General features: G+C 71.2%; 15 protein-coding genes. 12 read left to right on the forward strand and 3 right to left on the reverse strand.

Translation table 11 applies throughout. The features are described 5' to 3' along the window. Positions 1–24: 24 nt before the first annotated feature. Positions 25–867 carry a uracil-DNA glycosylase gene (locus FBY41_RS19885; RefSeq protein ID WP_141846449.1) on the forward strand — a complete coding sequence of 281 codons (843 nt, stop codon included), beginning with the start codon at positions 25–27 and terminating at the stop codon, positions 865–867. 47 nt (positions 868–914) lie between these two features. Continuing rightward, positions 915–1,370: an META domain-containing protein gene (locus FBY41_RS19890; RefSeq protein ID WP_141846451.1), complete on the forward strand. Its 456-nt coding sequence runs from the start codon at positions 915–917 to the stop codon at positions 1,368–1,370. Positions 1,371–1,398: 28 nt separating this feature from the next. On the opposite strand, the gene FBY41_RS19895 is transcribed toward FBY41_RS19890, so the two are convergent. Beyond that, complete coding sequence (locus FBY41_RS19895; protein ID WP_185749174.1) at positions 1,399–3,183, reverse strand: serine/threonine-protein kinase; 1,785 nt, start codon at positions 3,181–3,183, stop codon at positions 1,399–1,401. 151 nt (positions 3,184–3,334) lie between these two features. Here FBY41_RS19895 and FBY41_RS19900 point away from each other — a divergent pair, with 151 nt between their 5' ends. From FBY41_RS19900 to FBY41_RS19915, 4 genes are all read left to right on the forward strand, one after another. Further along, a complete protein-coding gene (locus FBY41_RS19900; RefSeq protein WP_141846455.1) occupies positions 3,335–3,844 on the forward strand; it encodes a DnaJ family domain-containing protein in 510 nt (169 codons plus the stop codon). A gap of 136 nt (positions 3,845–3,980) precedes the next feature. Next, the gene (locus tag FBY41_RS19905; protein ID WP_141846457.1) at positions 3,981–5,165 is read left to right on the forward strand and encodes a helix-turn-helix domain-containing protein; all 1,185 of its coding nucleotides are present in this window, start codon (positions 3,981–3,983) and stop codon (positions 5,163–5,165) included. 227 nt (positions 5,166–5,392) lie between these two features. Then, complete coding sequence (locus FBY41_RS19910) at positions 5,393–7,174, forward strand: NAD(P)/FAD-dependent oxidoreductase (RefSeq protein ID WP_141846459.1); 1,782 nt, start codon at positions 5,393–5,395, stop codon at positions 7,172–7,174. 228 nt (positions 7,175–7,402) lie between these two features. Continuing rightward, positions 7,403–7,864: a rhodanese-like domain-containing protein gene (locus FBY41_RS19915; protein WP_260439935.1), complete on the forward strand. Its 462-nt coding sequence runs from the start codon at positions 7,403–7,405 to the stop codon at positions 7,862–7,864. A 75-nt stretch (positions 7,865–7,939) separates the two neighbouring features. Here FBY41_RS19915 and FBY41_RS19920 read toward each other — a convergent pair whose 3' ends face one another. Both FBY41_RS19920 and FBY41_RS19925 read right to left on the reverse strand, forming a co-directional pair. Beyond that, positions 7,940–8,737 (reverse strand): HAD-IIA family hydrolase, encoded by a 798-nt coding sequence (locus FBY41_RS19920; protein WP_141846463.1) that lies wholly within the window; start codon positions 8,735–8,737, stop codon positions 7,940–7,942. 33 nt (positions 8,738–8,770) lie between these two features. Then, positions 8,771–9,991, reverse strand: coding sequence for an ROK family transcriptional regulator (locus FBY41_RS19925; protein WP_141846465.1), 1,221 nt, complete (start codon positions 9,989–9,991; stop codon positions 8,771–8,773). A 135-nt stretch (positions 9,992–10,126) separates the two neighbouring features. On the opposite strand from FBY41_RS19925, the gene FBY41_RS19930 reads away from it, so the two are divergent. The 6 genes from FBY41_RS19930 (at position 10,127) to FBY41_RS19955 (ending at position 19,948) form a co-directional block, all read left to right on the forward strand. Then, positions 10,127–11,608, forward strand: coding sequence for a sugar ABC transporter ATP-binding protein (locus FBY41_RS19930; RefSeq protein WP_141847082.1), 1,482 nt, complete (start codon positions 10,127–10,129; stop codon positions 11,606–11,608). Next, complete coding sequence (locus FBY41_RS19935; protein ID WP_141846467.1) at positions 11,605–12,696, forward strand: ABC transporter permease; 1,092 nt, start codon at positions 11,605–11,607, stop codon at positions 12,694–12,696. The genes FBY41_RS19930 and FBY41_RS19935 overlap by 4 nt, the downstream gene beginning before the upstream one ends. Before the next feature lie 133 nt (positions 12,697–12,829). Beyond that, positions 12,830–13,891 carry a substrate-binding domain-containing protein gene (locus FBY41_RS19940; protein ID WP_141846468.1) on the forward strand — a complete coding sequence of 354 codons (1,062 nt, stop codon included), beginning with the start codon at positions 12,830–12,832 and terminating at the stop codon, positions 13,889–13,891. An 84-nt stretch (positions 13,892–13,975) separates the two neighbouring features. Next, positions 13,976–15,208, forward strand: a complete 1,233-nt coding sequence (locus tag FBY41_RS19945) for a Gfo/Idh/MocA family protein (protein WP_141846469.1) — start codon at positions 13,976–13,978, stop codon at positions 15,206–15,208. A gap of 136 nt (positions 15,209–15,344) precedes the next feature. Next, the gene (locus FBY41_RS19950; RefSeq protein WP_141846470.1) at positions 15,345–16,457 is read left to right on the forward strand and encodes a sugar phosphate isomerase/epimerase family protein; all 1,113 of its coding nucleotides are present in this window, start codon (positions 15,345–15,347) and stop codon (positions 16,455–16,457) included. A gap of 233 nt (positions 16,458–16,690) precedes the next feature. Then, positions 16,691–19,948, forward strand: a complete 3,258-nt coding sequence (locus FBY41_RS19955; RefSeq protein ID WP_141847084.1) for a PQQ-dependent sugar dehydrogenase — start codon at positions 16,691–16,693, stop codon at positions 19,946–19,948. The last annotated feature ends 172 nt before the right edge of the window (positions 19,949–20,120 follow it).

The raw sequence follows: 20,120 nt of genomic DNA on the forward strand, positions 1-20,120 counted from the left end.
CGGATTCGGCCTAGCGTTGCCGGCATGGCTCCCGTCGACCTTCCCAACCCTGCCGCGCACCCCGTGACCGGTGGGCTCTTCCGGTCCCCGGTGCCGCCGGGGACCGGCTGGCCCGGTGACCCGGCGACTGCGGAGACGCCCGTGGCCCGCACCCCCGCGCAGGTGCGGCGGCTGGCGAAGGGAGCGGACGGCATACCGGAGCTCGATGCGCGGATCAGCGTGTGCCGGGCGTGCCCACGGCTCGTCGCGTGGCGCGAGACGGTGGCGGTCGAGGGGCGGCGGGCGTCGTTCGCGGACCAGCCCTACTGGGGCCGCCCGGGTCCGTCGTTCGGGGACCCCGACGCCGAGGTCCTCGTCGTCGGGCTCGCCCCGGCGGCCAACGGCACCAACCGCACCGGCCGGATGTTCACCGGGGACCGGTCGGGCGACTGGCTGTATGCCGCGTTGCACCGTGGGGGCTACGCGAGCCGGCCGACGTCGGTCAGCTCGGGCGACGGGCAGGTGCTGCGGGGTCTGCGGATCGTCGCTGCCGTGCGGTGCGCACCGCCGGAGAACAAGCCGACGACCGAGGAGAAGGCCACGTGTGCGGCCTGGCTCGACCGCGACCTCGAGCTCTCGGAAGGGCGGCTCCGGTCGATGCTCGCGCTCGGCTCGATCGCCTGGGACGCGGCGATCGGCGCGGCGCGGCGTCGCGGATGGCAGGTGCCGACTCCCAAGCCGCGCTTCGGCCACGGCGCGGAGGCCGTGCTGACGACGGCCTCCGGGCGCCGCGTGCGGCTCGTCGGCAGCTACCACGTGAGCCAGCAGAACACCTTCACCGGCAAGCTCACCGAGGCGATGCTCGACGAGGTCATCGGTCGCTTGTGAAGGCCGCTTCGTCTGCGCGCGTCCTCGTCGTGTGCTTGGGTCGACCCATGGCTGAGAACGCGGCTGACAACGTGGGTGACAACGTGGCTGACAACGTGGGTGACAACGCGATCCACGGCACGGAGTGGACGGTCCAGGAGCTCGGCGGCGAGGTGACCGCGTTGCCGAAGCCGCAGCTGTCCTTCGGCGCCGACGGCCGGCTCACCGGCACGACGGGCGTCAACCGGCTCATGGGGGAGTTCGAGGTGCGCGACGGGCTGCTCGTCGTCGGCAACGCAGCGACGACCCGGATGGCCGGGCCGCCCGAGGCGATGGCCCAGGAGCAGCGCCTCCTCGAGCTGCTCGGCGCCGAGCAGGCCTTCGTCATCACCGGCGACCGCCTCGAGATCGGTGACGGTGAGACCGCAGCCCTCCTCGTGCGGCCGAGCATCCAGCCCGTGCCCGTTGTGGACGCCGGTGAGGACAACGCTGCGGGCGGTGCCGGGGCGCCGGGGACGACCTAGGACGGACGGGGTCGAAGCCGCCGCGTCGTCAGGTCTGTCGGCTGCTGAGGACCGAGGAGCGGTCGATCTTGAGCTGGCCGTCCTGGCGCACGAGGGAGTAGGACGTGCGCTCGATGAACGTCCGACCGTCGGCATAGTCGTAGCGCAGGGTGGCGACCACCGACGAGGGTGCCTCGCTCGTGACCTGGGAGACCTGGACCCGGCTGATGCTCCCCCAGAACCGGTCGTAGTAGGCGCGGCTCGTCGCCGTCGTGCGCTGGTAGCGCTCGGTCAGCCGTGCCCAGCCCGCGTCGGTGTTGCCCGGGAGCAGCGCGTAGTAGTCGCGGACCGCCCGGCTCAGGGCGCTCGCCGTCACCGCGCCGCCGCCGGCCGGGGGTGCAGCGGTGGTGCTCGGTGCGGGCGCCGAGCTCGTCGCAGGCGGCGTGCCCCTGTGGGTCGGGGTGGGCGACGCGGGACGTGAGGTCGGTGATGCGGCGGCCGAGGAGGAGGAGGACGCGGAGGTCGGTGCGGGCGAGGCCGTCGACGACGGGGAGGTCGCAGCGGTGACGCGTGGTGCCGGTGCCGCCTCGCTCGCGGGGTCGTTCGCGCGCTGCACGGCCCAGACGGCGAGGAGGACCAGCACGAGGGCGCCCGCCAGGACCGCAGCCCCGCGCCGACGCCGCCTCGCGGGGTCGACGAGGTCGCCCGGTGCTCCGGGTGCGCCGGGTGGCGCCCCCTCCGGCCCGGCATCGGGCGCGGGAGCGGGAGCGGGAGCGGGGGCCTGCTGGACGGCGGGAGTTCCGAGGGGCGCGGAAACGGGTGCGGAGTCAGGTGCGGAGACGGGCGGCGGGGGCGGATCGCTCGGCAGCTCGACGGTGTGACCACCCTGCGCTCCGAGGCCTCCGGCGCCCACGAGGGCTGCGCCGGCGACGGGCAGCACCTTCGTCGACCCCGGCCGCTCGCCGGCACCCGCAGCGTCACCGGCACCGGCACCCGCACCGGCACCCGCAGCGGCCCGGTCGGCCAGGCGTGACAGGGCCCGCGATGCCTCCTCCATCGTCGGCCGCCGATCCGGGTCGGCGTCGAGCATCGTCAGCAGGACGTCGGCGAGCGCACCCTCCTGCCGCGGCGGGTCGATCGTGCCCGACGCGACCTTGTGCAACAGGGCCATCGGGTTGTCGCCGGCCCCGAAGGGCGGCGTGCCCTCCGCCGCGGCATACAGGGTCGCGCCGAGGGAGAAGACGTCGGACGCGGGGGTCGAGCTCGCCCCGCGCGCCACCTCGGGTGCGAGGTAGGCGGGCGTGCCCGTCAGCATGCCCGTCGACGTCAGCGAGACGTCGCCGAAGGCGCGCGAGATGCCGAAGTCGGTGATGAGGGCGGTGCCGTCGTCGGTGATGAGGATGTTGCCCGGCTTCACGTCGCGGTGCACGATGCGCGCCGCGTGCGCTGCGGCGAGGGCCGAGGCGACCTCGCCGCCGACCTTGGCGACGCGCAGTGGCGGCAGGGTGCCCTCTGCCCGGAGGAGCTCGTGGAGGCTGCGTGACGGGATGTACTGCATGACGAGGCACGGTTGCCCCTCGTGGTCCACCACGTCGAAGACGGGCACGGCGTTCGGGTGGTCGAGCCGGGCCGTGATGCGGGCCTCGCGCATCGCGCGCTCGTGCGCGACGGCGGCCTCGTCCTCGGGGAGGTCCGCGAGCGCGCGCAGCTGCTTGATGGCAACGGCGCGGCTCAGCCGCTCGTCCCAGGCCAGCCACACGTGGCCCATGCCGCCAGACCCGATGCGGTGCTGCAGTCGGTAGCGACCTGCCATGAGGTCCCGCTGCTCGCTCACGTCTTCGCTCCTCGTCACTCGACCGGCTTCTTCGCACGCAGGCCATCGGCAGACCCACGCCCTCGTCCAGTGCACGTACCCCGCCGGCAGCGGATCGCACCCTGCAGTGCTGCCCGCCATGCGGCATACGGAATCGTCTAGCGTGGACGCCATGGCTAGTCAGCCCTCGTGGGAGAGCCCCGTGGAGAAGCAGATCCGCGAGGCGCAGGAGCGCGGCGACTTCGACAACCTGCCCGGCGCGGGCAAGCCGCTCGACCTCAGCGACTCGGGCGACCCCGACTGGTGGCTCAAGCGTTTCGCCGCGCGCGAGAACCTCGATCTCGGCGGTGCGCTGCCCGGTGCGCTCGCGCTGCGCAAGGAGGCGGCGGGCTACCCCGCATCCCTGGCCGATGTGCGCACGGAGGCGAACGTCCGCGAGGTCATCGAGGACTACAACAAGCGCGTGCTCGCCGACCGGCTGCGACCCGCGGTCGGCAACCTGCCGCCCATGATCGCGAAGACCCTCGACGCCGACGAGATGGTCGCCCAGTGGCGCGTCCTCCGGGACGAGGTCGAGGAGCAGGAGCGGCAGGCGCGTGCCGAGCGCGAGGCGGCGCAGCGCCTCGAGCACGAACGCGAGGACCGCAGGCCGTGGTGGCGGCGCCTCCTTGGTGGCGACTGACCCGCGCCTGACCCTGCCTGACCTCTCGCGACCTACCCAAGGGCGGTGCCGCCGTGTCACGATCGGGTGTCCCGAGGTGACCCTCGGCGCCGACCCACCGCACGCTCCGTCCCAGATGTCCGTCGCAAAGGTGCGCATGACCACAGCCTCCGGACTCGAAGCCGCCCTGACGGCGTTCGAGGATCCCGCAGCCAAGGCGCGTGACCTCCTGCGCCTGCACCGCACGTGGTCGCACACGCGTGAGGTGCCGCAGGGTGCGCGCGGGGTGGTGGCCCGGTCGTGGCTGCGGCAGACGCCGGAAGGCGACAAGGTGTCGCGCCCGATCTCCGACGACGCCCTGCTCGGACGCCGCGAGCGGTCGCAGCTGCTCGGCTCGGTCGTGCCGTTGCTCAAGGAGCGCCTCCTCCCGCTCGCGCACGAAGCCGGCAACGAGCTCGTCATCAGCGACGACGAGGGCTACCCGCTCTGGATGTTCGGCCCCTCGCCCGTGCGCCGGCAGAGCGACGGCCTCGGCTTCGTCGAGGGCGCCCGCTGGCGCGAGGGCGACGTCGGCACCAACGCGCTCGGCACGGCGATGGAGGAGCGGCGTCCCGTCCAGATCTTCGGTCCGGAGCACGCCCGTGAGGACCAGCACGCGTGGGTCTGCACGAGTGCCCCGATCCTCGACCGCCGAGCCCGTATGCCGCTCGGCGTCGTCACGCTGAGCGGTGCCTTCCGCACCGCCCACCCCCACACGCTCATGCTCGTGACGATGGCCGTGCGCGAGGCGGTCGAGAAGCTCGCGGGGGAGCACGACCGCGACCTGCGCCGGGTCGCGCGGGCGAGTGAGCCGTATGCCGGCGCCGGACGTTTCGTCGTCGTCGACCGTCACGGGTGGGTGGCCCGGGCGGAGGGTTACGGCGTCGGCGAGCGGGTGTGGGTGCCGAGCAGCCTGCGGGCCGGCTCGCTCTGGGTGCCCGAGATCGGGCAGGTGCGGGCGGAGGCGATCAGCGGCGGGTGGGTGCTGCACGAGGACGTCGCGCTCGCCGCCGCCGTGCGGGTGGAGGTCGTGCGGCGCCCGCCCGCGCACGTCGTCGTCGCGAGCGGCGACACGACCGTCGAGGTGCCGCTCAGCGAGCGCCACGCCGAGATCGTCGCCCTGCTCGCGGAGCACCCGGCGGGCCTCGACACGGCCGCCCTGATGTCCCGGCTCGACGGGGTGGGCTCGCCCGTCACGATCCGCGCCGAGATGTCCCGGCTGCGCAAGCGCCTCGGCGGGCTCATCGAGAGCCGGCCCTACCGCCTCACCGCCCCGGCCACGGTGCGCCCCGACCCCACCTGACCCCCCACACGCACACAATCGAAAGAGCAGTTCGTCGCCGTCGTGCGCGCCGGCGCGGCCCCGTGGGAGGGCGACGAACTGCTCTTTCGATTGCCGCCCGGGGCGCTCGCCCACCCGACGAACTGCTCTTTCGATCGGGGGTGCAACGTTCTGCAACTCTGTCGCGGCCGGCGGCGGGCTCCTAGCGTCTGCCGGAACGACCCACCACGTGGACAAAGGAGTTGGCGATGGGTGAGCAGCTGACGGCGGGCGCCTGGCTCGAGAGCTTCGGCGAGGCCCTGGCCTCCGGTGAGACCGACCGGGTGACAGACCTCTTCGGTGAGGAGTGCTACTGGCGCGACCTCATCAGCATGACGTGGAACATCCACACGTCCGAGGGGCGCGACGCGATCGCGACCATGCTCGGCAGCGTCGGGACCGGCGCCTGGCCCGGAGAGCTGGTGACCACCTCGGAGTCGCAGGCCGACGGGGTGGCCGAGGCGTGGTTCACCTTCGGCAACGCGACCTTCACGGGCAAGGGCCTCGTCCGCGTGCGCGACGGCAAGGCGTGGACGCTCCTCACGAGTGCCCAGGCCCTCAAGGACCACCCTGAGCCGTCGGGAACGCGCCGGCCGCGCGGCGCCGAGCACGGGGTCAACGTCTCGACCGAGAACTGGCTCGACCGGCGCCGGCAGCAGGTCGAGTCCTACGGCGTCGACGCCGAGCCCTACGTGCTCGTCGTCGGCGGCGGGCAGGGCGGCATCGGGCTCGCGGCCCGGCTGAAGCGTCTCGACGTGCCGACGCTCGTCATCGACAAGTACCCCCGGCCGGGCGACCAGTGGCGCAGCCGCTACCACTCGCTCTGCCTGCACGACCCGGTCTGGTACGACCACATGCCCTACCTCCCCTTCCCCGACCACTGGCCCGTCTTCACCCCCAAGGACAAGATGGGCGACTGGCTGGAGAGCTACACCACGGTCATGGAGCTCGACTACTGGAGCAACACCGAGGCGACCTCGGCCTCCTTCGACGACGCCACCGGCACGTGGACCGTCCACGTCACGAGGGAGGGTCGTGAGGTCGTGCTCCACCCGTCGCAGCTGGTGCTCGCGACGGGCATGAGCGGCATACCGAACGTGCCGACCCTGCCGGGGCACGACGTCTTCCGTGGCGACCAGCACCACAGCAGCAAGCACCCCGGAGGGGCGCGCTACGCGGGCAAGAAGGTCGTCGTCATCGGGTCGAACAACTCGGCCCACGACATCTGTGCCGACCTGTGGCAGAACGGCGCCGAGCCGATCATGCTCCAGCGCTCGAGCACCCACATCGTGAAGTCCGACTCGCTCATGGACAAGGTGCTCGGACCGCTCTACTCCGAGGAGGCCGTCGCCGCCGGAATCGACCACGAGACAGCGGATCTCGTCTTCGCCTCCATCCCCTACAAGATCCTCGCGGACTTCCAGCGACCGGCGTTCGACGCGATCCGCGAGCAGGACAAGGACTTCTACGCCGCACTCGAGGCCGCGGGCTTCGACCTCGACTTCGGCGACGACGACTCGGGCCTCTTCCTCAAGTACCTCCGGCGCGGGTCGGGCTACTACATCGACATCGGCGCCTCGGAGCTCATCGCCAAGGGCGCGATCCGGCTCGTGCGAGGGCAGGTCGACCACCTGACCGAGCACGCCGTCGTGCTCGCGGACGGCACTGAGCTCGAGGCCGACGCCGTCGTCTACGCCACCGGCTACGGCTCGATGAACGGCTGGGCCGCGCAGCTCATCAGCCAGGAGGTCGCCGACACCGTCGGCAAGTGCTGGGGGCTCGGCTCCGACACGACGAAGGACCCGGGGCCGTGGGAGGGCGAGCTGCGCAACATGTGGAAGCCCACGCAGCAGGACAACCTGTGGTTCCACGGCGGCAACCTCCACCAGTCGCGCCACTACTCCCGCTACCTCGCCATGCAGCTCAAGGCCCGGCTCGAGGGGATCGACACACCGGTCTTCGCACTCGCCCCGTCGCACCACAAGGCCTGATCCTCACCATCGAAAGAGCAGTTCGTCGCCACCGCGGCGCGCCCCCACCAATCGAAAGAGCAGTTCGTCGCCGCCGAGCGGGCCTGTGCGGTCGCGTGGAAGGGCGACGAACTGCTCTTTCGATTGCCATCGGGGGGGCGGGCAGCCGACGGAGTGCTCTTTCGATGGGGGGCGACGGATACCCAGAGGGGTATGGTGGTAGCGACTCGCACCACCGAAGGAGCCCTCGTGAAGATCCGACCCGCATCCGCCGCACTCGTCCTCGTGGCCGTCCTCGCGGGCGGAGGCGTCGCGGCCTGCGGTGCGGATCCGGCGCCGCAGGGGACGACCACCGCCACCAGCGTCACCAGCGCCGCGGTCGCACCATCCTCCGGGGCCATGGTCGACGCCGACACCTTCGCCGCCGCGCTGGCCACCCCGGGCACGACCGTCGTCGACGTGCGCACGCCCGCGGAGTACGCCCAGGGCCACCTCCCGGGTGCCGTCAACATCGACGTCTCGGCGCCTGACTTCGCGACGCGCATCGCCGCGCTCGACCGGGCCGGGTCGTATGCCGTCTACTGCCACTCGGGCAACCGGTCGGCCGCCGCGGTGGCCGCGATGACCGGCGCCGGTTTCACCCACGTCTACCATCTCGCGGGCGGGATTGGGGCGTGGGCGGATTCGGGCCGCTCAGTCGTCACGGGCTGAGGCCGCAGGTCGCCCAGCGGCCACCCGCTGACCCCGCGGTATGCCGCGTGGCGGGCCGCACGGCATACGGGATCGTCAGCTGGGGTCGGGGTCGCCCACGAGCTCGACGAGGTCGGCCACGGAGTCGACGACCCGGGTCGGGCGGTAGGGGAAGTGCTCGATCTGGGCGCGGCTCGTCGATCCGGTGAGGACGAGCACGGTGCGGAGGCCGGCCTCGAGGCCGCTGATGATGTCGGTGTCCATGCGGTCGCCGACCATGAGCGTCGTCTCGGAGTGGGCGTCGAGCCGGTTGAGGGCGCTACGCATCATGAGCGGGTTCGGCTTGCCGATGTAGTACGGCTGGCGGCCGGTGGCGGTGGAGATGAGGGCCGCGACCGAGCCGGTCGCCGGGAGGGTGCCGGCCGGGCTCGGCCCGCTCGGGTCGGGGTTGGTCGCGATGAAGCGGGCTCCCTTCTCTATCAGGCGGATTGCGCGAGTGATCGCCTCGAAGGAGTAGGTGCGCGTCTCGCCGAGCACGACGTAGTCGGGGTCGCGGTCGGTCATGACGTAGCCGACGTCGTGCATCGCCGTGACGAGCCCCGCCTCGCCGACGACGTAGGCACTGCCCTCCGGGCGCTGCTCCGCGAGGAACTGCGCGGTCGCCAGGGCGGAGGTCCAGATCGCCTGCTCGGGCACGTCGATCCCGCTGCCGCGCAGGCGAGCCGCGAGGTCGCGGGGGGTGAAGATCGAGTTGTTGGTCAGCACGAGGAAGCGCTTGCCCGACGCCTTGAGCACCTCGACGAACTCGGACGCCCCCGGGATGGCGTCCTCCTCGTGGACGAGCACGCCGTCCATGTCGGTGAGCCAGGTGTCGACGCGGCGGTGATCGGTCATGGACCCATTGTGGTGGGCCTGCGCCGCCCGCGGTCAGGACGCGGACTGCGCGGCGATCGCGAGGTCGACCCGGTCGGCCGCGAGGGCGTGCTGGATGACCATGGTCGCGGCCCCGATGACGCCCGCCTGGACGCCGGTCGTCGCCGCGACGATCTGCAGGTCGCTCGTGGCGAGGGGGAGCGAGCGCCCGTAGACGACCTCGCGGACCCCGGCGATGAGGCTCTCGCCCGCCTGGGCGAGGGAGCCGCCGATGACGATGACCGACGGGTTGAGCAGGCTGACGCAGGTGGCGAGCACCTCGCCGATGGTGCGGCCGGCCTGGCGAACGGCGTGGGCCGCGGGGATGTTGCCGCCGCGCACGAGGTCGACGATGTCGGCGTTCGACGAGGCGGAGATGCCGATCTCGGCGAGGGCTCGCATGATCGCCGGGCCGCTCGCCACTGCCTCGAGACACCCGAGGTTGCCGCAGGAGCACAGCACCTCGGGCGCGTGTGGGGCTGCGACGTGACCGAGGTCGCCGGCTGCGCCGACCGCTCCGCGGTGGAGCCGGCCACCGCTGATGATGCCCGCACCGATGCCGGTGGCGACCTTGACGAAGAGGAGGTGCTCGACGTCGGGATGGGCGACGGCGTGCTCGCCGAGCGCCATGATGTTGACGTCGTTGTCGACGAGGACGGGCACGTCGAAGACACGGCCGACGTGGGCCGGCACGTCGTAGTTGTCCCAGCCGGGCATGATCGGCGGGCGCTTCGGGCGCCCGCTCGAGTGCTCGACCGGACCGGGCACGCCGATGCCGACCCCGATGAGGTCGTGCGTCGTGCGGCCGGTCATGTCGAGCATCCGCGAGGTCGTCGACGTCACCCAGTCGAGCACGGTGCCGGGTCCGTCGGTGATGGCGACGTCCTCCCCGAGCTCGCAGAGCGGACGCCCCGCGAGGTCCGTCAGCGCGATGCGGCCGTGGGTGGCTCCGAGGTCGGCTCCCACGACGACGCGGGCCTCCGGGTTGAAGGCGAAGCGCACCGGCGGGCGACCCCCGGTGGAGGCGGCCTCGCCGCTCGGGGCGAGCAGCCCGCTGGCGAGCAGGGCATCGACCCGGGCCCCCACCGTCGACCGGGCCAGGCCGGTCAGCTTGGCGAGCTCCGCCCGAGTGCGCGGTGTCTGGTCGCGCAGCAGCTGGAGCAGCTCACCTGCGCCGGTCGACGGCGCAATGGGCTGCGAGGACGGGGCGATACGCACCTTCGAAGTGAAGCACATCCGGCTTCTGCATGTCACGAATCAGTCTTTGTCAGATCGATTACAAACTTTTGCTTGACGCCCCGACAGAAGTGGTCCACGGTGTGACGCATGACATCTCGACGACGAGACGAGGCGAACGCCCCTCTCCTGCGCATGACCGGCGTGGTGAAGCGATTCCCCGGGGTCGTCGCCCTCGGCGGCGTCGACCTGGACGTCCAGCGCGGTGAGGTGCACTGCCTGCTCGGCCAGAACGGCGCAGGCAAGAGCACGCTCATCAAGGTGCTCGCCGGCGTCCACGAGCCCAACGAGGGCACGATCGAGTGGGAGGGCGAGCAGGTCACCCTCAGCCACCCGCAGGCCGCGATGGACCTCGGCGTCGCGACGATGTACCAGGAGCTCGACCTCGTCGAGGGCCTCTCCGTCGCCGAGAACATCTTCCTCGGGCACGAGCAGACGCGCTTCGGCTTCTCGCAGCGATCCGCGGCCCGCCGCGAGGCGGCGGCACTGCTCGCCCGGCTCGGCCACTCCGAGATCTCGCCCGCCGCCGAGGTCGGCACGCTCTCGGCCGCCTCGTGCCAGATCGTCAGCATGGCCCGCGCCCTCTCCCTCGACGCGAAGCTCATCATCATGGACGAGCCCTCGGCCGTCCTCGACGCCGGCGAGGTGAGCCAGCTCTTCCGCGTCATCCGCGAGATCACCGACCAGGGCGTCGCCGTCATCTACATCTCCCACCGCCTCGAGGAGATCCGCGAGATCGGCGACCGGGTGACCGTCCTCAAGGACGGCCGCACGGTGACGACCGGCCTCGACGCCAAGACGACCCCGACCCAGGAGCTCATCCGGCACATGACCGGGCGCTCGATCGAGTACGTCTTCCCGCCCAAGCCCGAGGTGCCTGCCGGCGAGCCGCTCCTGCGGGTCGAGGGTCTGGGCCGCACGGGCGAGTTCTCGGGCGTCAGCTTCGACGTGCACCCCGGTGAGGTCGTCGGGCTCGCGGGTCTCGTCGGCTCCGGCCGCTCCGAGGTCGTCGAGACGATCTTCGGGGCGCGCAAGGCGACGACCGGCACCGTGACGGTCGACGGCCGCCTCGTACGGCCCGGCTCGGTGCCCGCCGCGGTGTCCGCCGGGATCGGCCTCTGCCCTGAGGAGCGCAAGAGCCAGGCGCTCGTGCTCGGTGCGTCGCTGGCGTCCAACATCAGCCTCGCGTCCCTCGCCCGCTTCTCGCGTGCGGGCCTGCTCGACCGTGACGGCGAGAACACCTCGGCCGAGGAGCTGCTGGAGTCGCTCGACGTGCGGCCCCGGGGGATCCACCGCGAGTCGCGCACCCTCTCGGGCGGCAACCAGCAGAAGGTCGTCCTCGCGCGCTGGCTGCTCCGCGGCTGCCGCGTGCTCCTGCTCGACGAGCCCACCCGTGGCGTCGACGTCGGCGCCCGCTCCGAGATCTACGCCCTGATCCGCCGCCTCACCGACGACGGCGTCGCCGTCGTCGTCGTCTCCAGCGAGATCCCTGAGGTGCTGGGGCTCTCCAACCGGGTGCTCGTCCTCGCCGACCGCACCGTCCGCCACGAGGGCCTCGCCGACGAGCTCGACGAGCACGCCGTCCTCGACATCATCCTGAAGGGAGACGCGGCATGAGCGCCGACGTCACGAAGGTCGACCAGACGCCGGGAGACCAGGCGCCAGACGGGGGCACGGGGGGTGGGCACGACACCAGCACCCAGGGTCCCCCGGTCGGGGGAGCGCCCGCGCGCGCGGGCGGCATCGCCGGCTTCCTCGGCGGGCCGCTCGGACGCAACGCGGGTCTCGTCGTCGCGCTCGTGCTGCTCATCATCGTCGGCATCATCACGGCGGGCGACCGCTTCGCCAGCCCCGAGAACGCCCTGACGATCCTGCGCCTCGGCTCGGTCATCGGCGTCGTCAGCGTCGGCATGACCTTCGTCATCTGCGGCGGCGGCATCGACCTGTCGGTCGGCGCGATCGTCGCGCTCTCGTCGGTGTGGGCGACGACCGTCGCCACCCAGACCCTCGCGGCCGACTTCCACTGGATCGTCATGGTGTTCGCCGCGCTGGCCGTCGGAGGCGTATGCGGCCTCGTCAACGGAGTGCTCATCGCCTACGGGCGCATAGCGCCGTTCATCGCCACCCTCGCGATGCTCGCTGCGGCCCGAGGCCTCGCCGAGATCATCGCCAAGCGGCGCACCCAGATCATCCGCGACCGCGACTTCATCACCTTCTTCGGCGGCAGCGTCCTCGGCATCCCGGTGCTCGTCATCCTCTTCGCCATCGTCGCGGTCGTCGGCTGGATCCTGCTCAACCGCACGACGTTCGGCCGGCGGACCCTCGCGATCGGCGGCAACCCCGAGGCTGCCCGCCTCGCCGGCATCCGGGTGCAGCGTCAGACGATGTACCTCTACATCCTCCTCGGCATCGCCTGCGGCATCGCCGCCGTCATGATCATGGCCCGCACCACGACGGGCACCTCGACGCACGGCACGCTCTACGAGCTCGACGCCATCGCGGCCGTCGTCATCGGCGGCACGCTCCTCAGCGGCGGTCGCGGCACCGTCGTCGGCACGGTCCTCGGCGTGCTCATCTTCACGACGCTCACCAACGTCTTCACCCTCAACAACCTCGACACCTCCACGCAGGCGGTGGCAAAGGGAGCCATCATCGTCGCCGCCGTCCTGCTCCAACAGCGGGTCTCCCGCACCAGGTCGACCTAGCCGCCACGGCTGTCGTCCGGTCGGCCTCTCCCACCGAGGGGGGCGTCGACCACTCGCCAAGGGGGGGACTTCCCGAGGCGCTGCACCACAACTCACGGCATCACCTCACCACCCCGCTCACATAGGAGTCAGCGTGTCTGCATCACTTCCCCTCACCACCAAGCGCATTGCCTTCGCGGCGATCACCCTGAGCGCTGCTCTCGTCGCCGCGGGCTGCACGAGCAACGAGCCGGCCACGACGCCGGCCGCCTCGACGCAGCAGCCGGCAGGCAACGCGGGCAGCAGCAACGACGCTCCGGGCAAGAAGGTCGTCATCGGCTTCTCCGGCCCCGCGGCCGACCACGGCTGGCTCGCAGCCATCAACAACTCGGCGCTCGAAGAGGCCAAGAAGCACAGCGACGTCGAGCTCAAGGCTGCGGAGGGCACCAACGACGCGAGCCTCCAGATCAGCCAGATCGAGACCTTCATCAACGACAAGGTCGACGCCATCGTCCTGCTGCCGACGGATGGCGCCGCCCTCACCGAGGTCGCGACGAAGGCGATGCAGGCCGGCATCCCGGTCATCAACGTCGACCGCGAGTTCTCCAGCCCGTTCGCCGCACGCTCGACGATCCTCGGCGACAACTACGGGATGGGCGTCTCGGCCGGCACCTACGCCTGCCAGGTCGTCAAGGAGAAGAACCTCACCAACCCGGTCATCGCCGAGATCGCGGGCATCGACGCACTGCCCCTGACGCAGGACCGCTCCAAGGGCTTCGCCGATGCGCTCAAGGCGTGCAACCAGACCGTCGACAACCGCGTCGCGGCCGAGTTCACCGTTGAGTCCGGCGAGAAGCAGGCCTCGAACCTGCTCCAGGCCGCTCCGAAGATCGACGTCCTGTGGAACCACGACGACGACCAGGGTGTCGGCGTCATGGCCGCCCTCGACCAGGCGAACCGTCACGAGATGGCCTTCATCGGCGGCGCCGGGTCGGCCAACGCCATGCGCTGGATCCAGGAGGGCAAGATGGCCGCCACGGTCATCTACCCCCCCACGCAGGCCGCCGACGGCATCAAGCTCGCGCGCCTCATCGCCCAGAACAAGGGCCTGAGCGACCTCGTCCAGGTCGAGGTGCCCAAGCGCATCGTCCTCAACGCGCCGGTCGTCACCAAGGACAACGTCGAGCAGTACCTGCCGCTGGGCTTCGAGTCCTGATCGCCGGCTGCCCGCGCCGGGTCACCCGGCGCGGGCGGCGGATCGGGACCACCGGAACCCACTGACCTCGGATGTGAGGACGACATGACGAACTCTGGCAAGCCTGCCCTCGGGGTGGGGATGATTGGTTACGCCTTCATGGGGCGTGCCCACTCGCAGGCCTGGCGCAACGCACGCAGCTACTTCGACGTCCCGGCGGTCCCGCGGCTCGCGGCCGTCGCCGGGCGCAACGAGGCTGCGGCCCGGGACACGGCGGACCGCTTCGGCTGGGAGTCCGTCGAGACCGACTGGCGGCGCCTGCTCGAGCGCGACGACATCGACATCATCGACATCTGCACGCCGGGCGACACCCACGCCGAGATCGCGGTCGCCGCGCTCGAGGCGGGCAAGCACGTGCTGTGCGAGAAGCCGCTCGCCAACTCCGTCGAGGAGGCCGAGCGGATGGTGCAGGCGGCGCAGGCCGCCGCCGCCCTCGGCGTGCGGTCGATGGTCGGCTTCACCTACCGCCGGGTGCCCGCCATCTCGTATGCGCGCCGCCTCGTCGAGGAGGGCCGGCTGGGCCGCATCGTGCACGTGCGCGGTGCCTACCTCCAGGACTGGCTCGTCGACCCCGAGTCGCCGCTCACCTGGCGGCTCCAGAAGGAGCGCGCCGGGTCCGGCGCCCTCGGCGACATCGGTGCGCACATCATCGACCTCGCCCAGTTCGTCACCGGCGAGCAGCTGACCGGGGTGTCGGCCCTCACCGAGACGTTCGTGCGCGAACGTCCGGTGAGCGACCCCAGCCTCGTCGGCACGAGCGGCATCAGTGGCACATCGGCAGGCAACGGATCCGCCACGCGCGGTGCGGTCACCGTCGACGACGCCGCCGTCCTCGTGTCGCGGATGAGCGGGGGAGCCCTGGCGACGTTCGAGGCCACGCGCTTCGCCACCGGCCGTAAGAACTCGATCCGCCTGGAGATCAACGGAACTCGCGGCTCACTCGCCTTTGACTTCGAGGACATGAACGTCCTGAACGTCCACGACGCGACGGTCGACGCGCGAGACGCAGGCTTCACCCGCGTGCTCGTCACCGAGGCGACCCACCCCTACGTCGCGGGGTGGTGGCCCCCCGGCCACGTGCTCGGCTACGAGCACGCCTTCACCCACCAGGCGGTCGACCTCGTCACCGCGATCGCCGAGGGCACCGACCCTCGGCCCTCCTTCTCCGACGGGTTCCAGGTGCAGCGGATCCTGTCGGCGGTCGAGACCAGCGCGGAGCGGGAGGGGTCCTGGACCCCGATCGGCGGGGCCCGCGTGCCGTCTCCATCCCTGTCCTGACCAGCCACCACGTGCAGACACGTCGCCCGCGCCGAAAGGAGCCTCGTTCCACCCCAGCCAGACCCGTTCGACCAGCTCGACCAGCTCGACACGTACGAACCAAGTCTCTGTCACTCCCTGAAGGAGCACGCACACCATGCACAACGACAACGACGTCAACCCGCTGAAGCTCGTCACGAAGCTCGGCCTCAACCGCCGCCAGTTCTTCGCGGCGACGACGGGGATGGCGGCCGCCGTGACCATGACCGGTGCTGCGGCCAAGGCCGCCCCCGGCGCGAACGGCATCCTCATCCCCGCGCCCCGTCGCGGCATCATCCTCTACACCGTGCGCGACGCGGTCAGCCGTGACCCGCTGGCCTCGCCCTACGCCTCCGGCTTCAAGGAGGTGCTGACCGAGCTCTCGTCGATCGGCTACCGCCAGATCGAGTTCGCCGGCTTCCGCCAGCACGCCAACGCCGAGGGCGGTGCCGACCTCAACACGGTCGCCGGCGCCACCCTCCTGCGCACGTGGCTCGACGACCTCGGTCTCGAGGCCGAGGGCAACCACGGCTCCATCCCGTCGACCATCACCGATGCGACGATCGCGCAGTTCGACACCGCGTGCGAGATCGCCAACATCCTCGGCATGGGCCACATCGGCACCGGCAGCGACCCGACCGGCAGCGCCTACGTCGCCGACTGGGAGGCAGCGGCCGCTCGGTGGAACTTCTTCGGCGAGCGTGCGGCCGCGCACGGTCTCAAGCTCTACACCCACAACCACGACATCGCCTACAGCTTCCTGCTCGACAGCGGGCCGCTCGACGCCAGCGGCCGCCCGACCCGGTCCTCCGGCATCCGCCGTCTCGAGTACTTCCTCGCCAACACCGACCCGAAGTACGTCTTCCTCGAGATGGACATCTACTGGGCGCACGTCGCGCAGTACAAGCACAAGTCCTACACCGCGCCCGACGGGTCGGTCGTCACCTCGATCTTCGACCCCGCCGGCGTCGTCGAGGCCCAGACGATGCGCTTCCCGCTCTTCCACGCGAAGGACGGCAAGGTCGACACCTCGCAGGCCAACGGCTACGTCATGGCGCCGTTCGGTCAGGGCGACATCGACTACTCGACGTTCCTGCGTCGGGTGGGCGCCAAGGGCGCGCACAACCCGATGTGGGAGATGGACACCGCCCCCGGCGGCACCGCCGCCCCGAACCAGTCGCTGGAGCTCTCCAAGGTCAGCTACGACGCGATGGCCGCGCTCCGCGGCTGACCCGGCCACCGAACGACCGCAGCCCCGTCACACGCCGGCGGGGCGGCATACCGGAAACACCGGCCCCCGGAGGGCGCAAGATGCCGTTGCAGCGGCGCGCCCCCCGGGGACCGGCTCAGCCCGTCTCTGTCAAGAAGGACGTACCGATGAATGCTACAAGTCGTTTGAGAGGCCGGAGGGCACTTGCGGCAACTGCCGCAGCTGCCCTGGCCGCGACCATGCTGGGCGGGGTGATGGCCTCGCCCGCCGTCGCCCACGACGGCGTCGACCACGGCGCCGAGCCGGCGCTCGACTGGTCGAACTACGAGAAGATCCTGCTCACCAAGGACACCGGCGAGCCGATCGACATGGCTGTCCTGCCCGACCGCCGTGTGCTCACGACCGCCCGCAACGGCGACGTGCGCCTCGTCAACCCCGACACCGGCGTCACCAAGGTCATCAACACCCTGTCGGTCTACAACAACTCGGAGGACGGCCTCCAGACCGTCACCCTCGACCCCGACTTCGACACGAACAAGTGGGTCTACCTCTACTACGCGCCCAGGACGATGACGGCGCCGTACGTCACGACGACGCCGACGGGGTCGGCGCCGAACAGCCTGCCCGCCGGCGCCGACGCGTCCTACTGGGACCAGTGGAAGGGCTACAACCAGCTCAGCCGCTTCAAGTGGGACGACGCGACCGACAAGCTCGACCTCGCGAGCGAGCAGGTCATCATCAAGGTCGAGGTCCAGCGCGGCCAGTGCTGCCACGTGGCCGGTGACGTCGACTTCGACGCCGACGGCAACCTCTACCTCTCGACGGGTGACAACACGCCCGCGAGCGCCCCTGGTGCCAACGGCTACGCGCCGAACAACAACGCACCCGGCTTCAACCCCGGCTTCGACTCCCGCCGGGGCGCCGGCAACACGAACGACCTGCGCGGCAAGATCCTGCGCATCAAGGTCGGCGCCGACGGGTCCTACACGATCCCGTCGGGCAACCTCTTCACCCCGGGCACCGCCAAGGCGCGCCCCGAGATCTTCGCGATGGGCCTGCGCAACCCGTTCCGCATGGACGTCGACCCGATCACGAACTCGGTCTCGTGGGGTGACTACGGCCCCGACGCCGGCGCGCCCGACCCGCAGCGCGGCCCGATGGGCTACGTCGAGTGGCAGACCACGGCCATCACCAAGCCGATCAACGGCGGCTGGCCCTACTGCCACGGCCCGAACGCGAACTACAACGAGTGGAACTTCGCGACGGCGACGCCCGGCCCGTGGTTCGACTGCAACGCCGGAGCGCTGAACAACTCGACGTGGAACACCGGCCTCGCACAGGTGCCGCCGGCCACCGCGCCGACGCTCTACTACGGTGACAACAACACCCACCAGCCGTGGCCCGAGCTGACCGACTTCTCCCCGGCCGGTGGCCAGGGCCCGATGGGTGGTCCGGTCTACCACTTCGACGCCGCCAACACCTCGACGACGAAGTTCCCGGCCTACTGGGACAAGAAGGCGTTCTTCGCCGAGTTCTCGCAGGACTACCTCGCGGTGTTCGACGTGCAGTGGCCGAACGGTCCCGTCGACCACATCACGCACTTCCTGCCCAACTCTGCCCTCGAGACGAACGGGCAGCCGATCACCGACAGCCCGATCGACATCGAGTTCGGGCCGGACGGCTCGCTCTACGTCCTCGACTACGGCGACGGCTTCTTCCGGCAGAACCCCGACGCGGGCCTCTACCGCATCGACTACGCGCCCGGGAACAAGGCGCCGCAGGCGAGCATCAAGGCCACCCCGGTGAGCAGCAGCACTGCACCCCTGACGGTCTCCTTCGACGGCTCGGCTTCGGTCGACCCCGAGGGTGGGGCCCTGTCCTACGAGTGGGACTTCGACGGTGACGGCACCTTCGACGCCACCGGAGCCACCTCGCAGTACACCTACACGACGCTCGGTCGCTACAGCGCTCGGCTCCGGGTCACCGACCCGGAGGGCAAGCGTGGTCTGACGAGCACCGTCATCAGCGTCGGCAACGTCGCTCCGACGGTGAACATCACCACCCCGCCCAACGGCGCCTTCTTCGACTGGGGCCAGGCCGTGCCGTTCAACGTCACGACCACCGACCCCGAGGACGGCACCGCGACGGTGTGCTCCCGCGTCTCGTGGACCTTCGGCCTGGGCCACGACGCCCACGCCCACCCGCTGAGCCAGGGCACGGGATGCCAGTTCGCGATCCCGACCCCGGCCGACGCGACGCAGCACGGCGAGACCGAGAACATCTTCGGCGTCGTCGTCATCACCTACACCGACAACGGCGCCAACGGCCTGCCCGGTGCGACCACCACCGAGCAGCTCATCCTCAACCCGAAGAAGCAGGAGGCCGAGTGGGCCGACGCGACGCAGGGTGTGGAGATCACGGGCGACGACACGGCGAGCGGCCTGCGCAAGGTCACCTCGTTCGACGCCGGTGACTGGCTGGCCTGGGACCCGGCGAACCTCGTCGGCATCACCGGTGTGAGCGCTCGCGCCACGGGCACCGGCACCCTGTCGCTCCGTTGGGACTCGCCGACCGCGGCTCCCTTCGGCACCATCGCGGTGAACGGCTCCGGCTGGACCGACGCGGCAGCGACCCTGTCGTCGAAGCCCACCGGAACGGGTCGTCTCTACGTCACCTCGACGGGCGGGGTCGTCCTCGACTCGCTGACCTTCACGGGTGACGGCGTCGCTGACGTCACGCCTCCCACCGTCTCGGTGACGCTGAACCCGGCGACCCCGAACGGCGCGAACGGCTGGTACACGAGCAACGTCACCGTCACGGTCAACGCGACCGACAACGGCACCGTCGCCTCGCGCCAGCGCTCCACCGACGGCGGCACGACGTGGGTCAACGCCAACACCGCCCTGACCGTCTCGACCGAGGGCACCACCACCGTCCTCTACCGGGCCACCGACAACGGCGGCAACGTCTCCCAGGTCGGGTCGGTGACGATCAAGCTCGACAAGACGGCGCCGACCGTCGCGGTCTCCGGCGCGGCCGAGGCAGCCTCGGTCGGCAACTCGGGCGACATCACCTGGACGGCGACGGACGCCACGAGCGGCATCGACTCCGTGACGGCCACCGTCGACGGCGTCGCCGTCGCGGCCGACAAGCCGCTCGCGCTGTGGACCCTCTCGCTCGGCAGCCACACGCTCGTCGTCAAGGCGACCGACAAGGCTGGTCTCGTCACGACGACGACGAGGACGTTCACCACGAAGACCTCGATCCTCACGCTGACGGCGCTGACGGAGCGGCTGGCCCGCGAGGGTCTCGTCACCCCCGCCGGCGAGAAGGAGCTCGAGAAGCGACTCCAGCAGGCGGAGAAGCACATCGCGGGTGGCCGCACCAGTGCAGCCATCTCGCAGCTCGAGGGGTTCATCGCCGCAACGAAGTCCACGTCCAACGTCCGTGATGCGGCGGCTGCGGCTGCCCTGGCGCGCGACGCCGACGCGGTCATCGCCTCGCTGCGCTGACCCGACCGGTTCCCGGCGGCGAGGACCCATCACCTCGCCGCCGGGGCACCGGCCCCAGCACCACCCGCACCACCCAGCACCGCACCACCCCGAACCACCCGAACCACCCGATCCACCCGAACCACCCCGCCGCACGACCTCCCAGCACGCCCCCGACCCCGATGAGGAGAAC

The sequence above is a fragment of the Humibacillus xanthopallidus genome, from assembly GCF_006716675.1.
Lineage (GTDB): Bacteria > Actinomycetota > Actinomycetes > Actinomycetales > Dermatophilaceae > Humibacillus > Humibacillus xanthopallidus_B.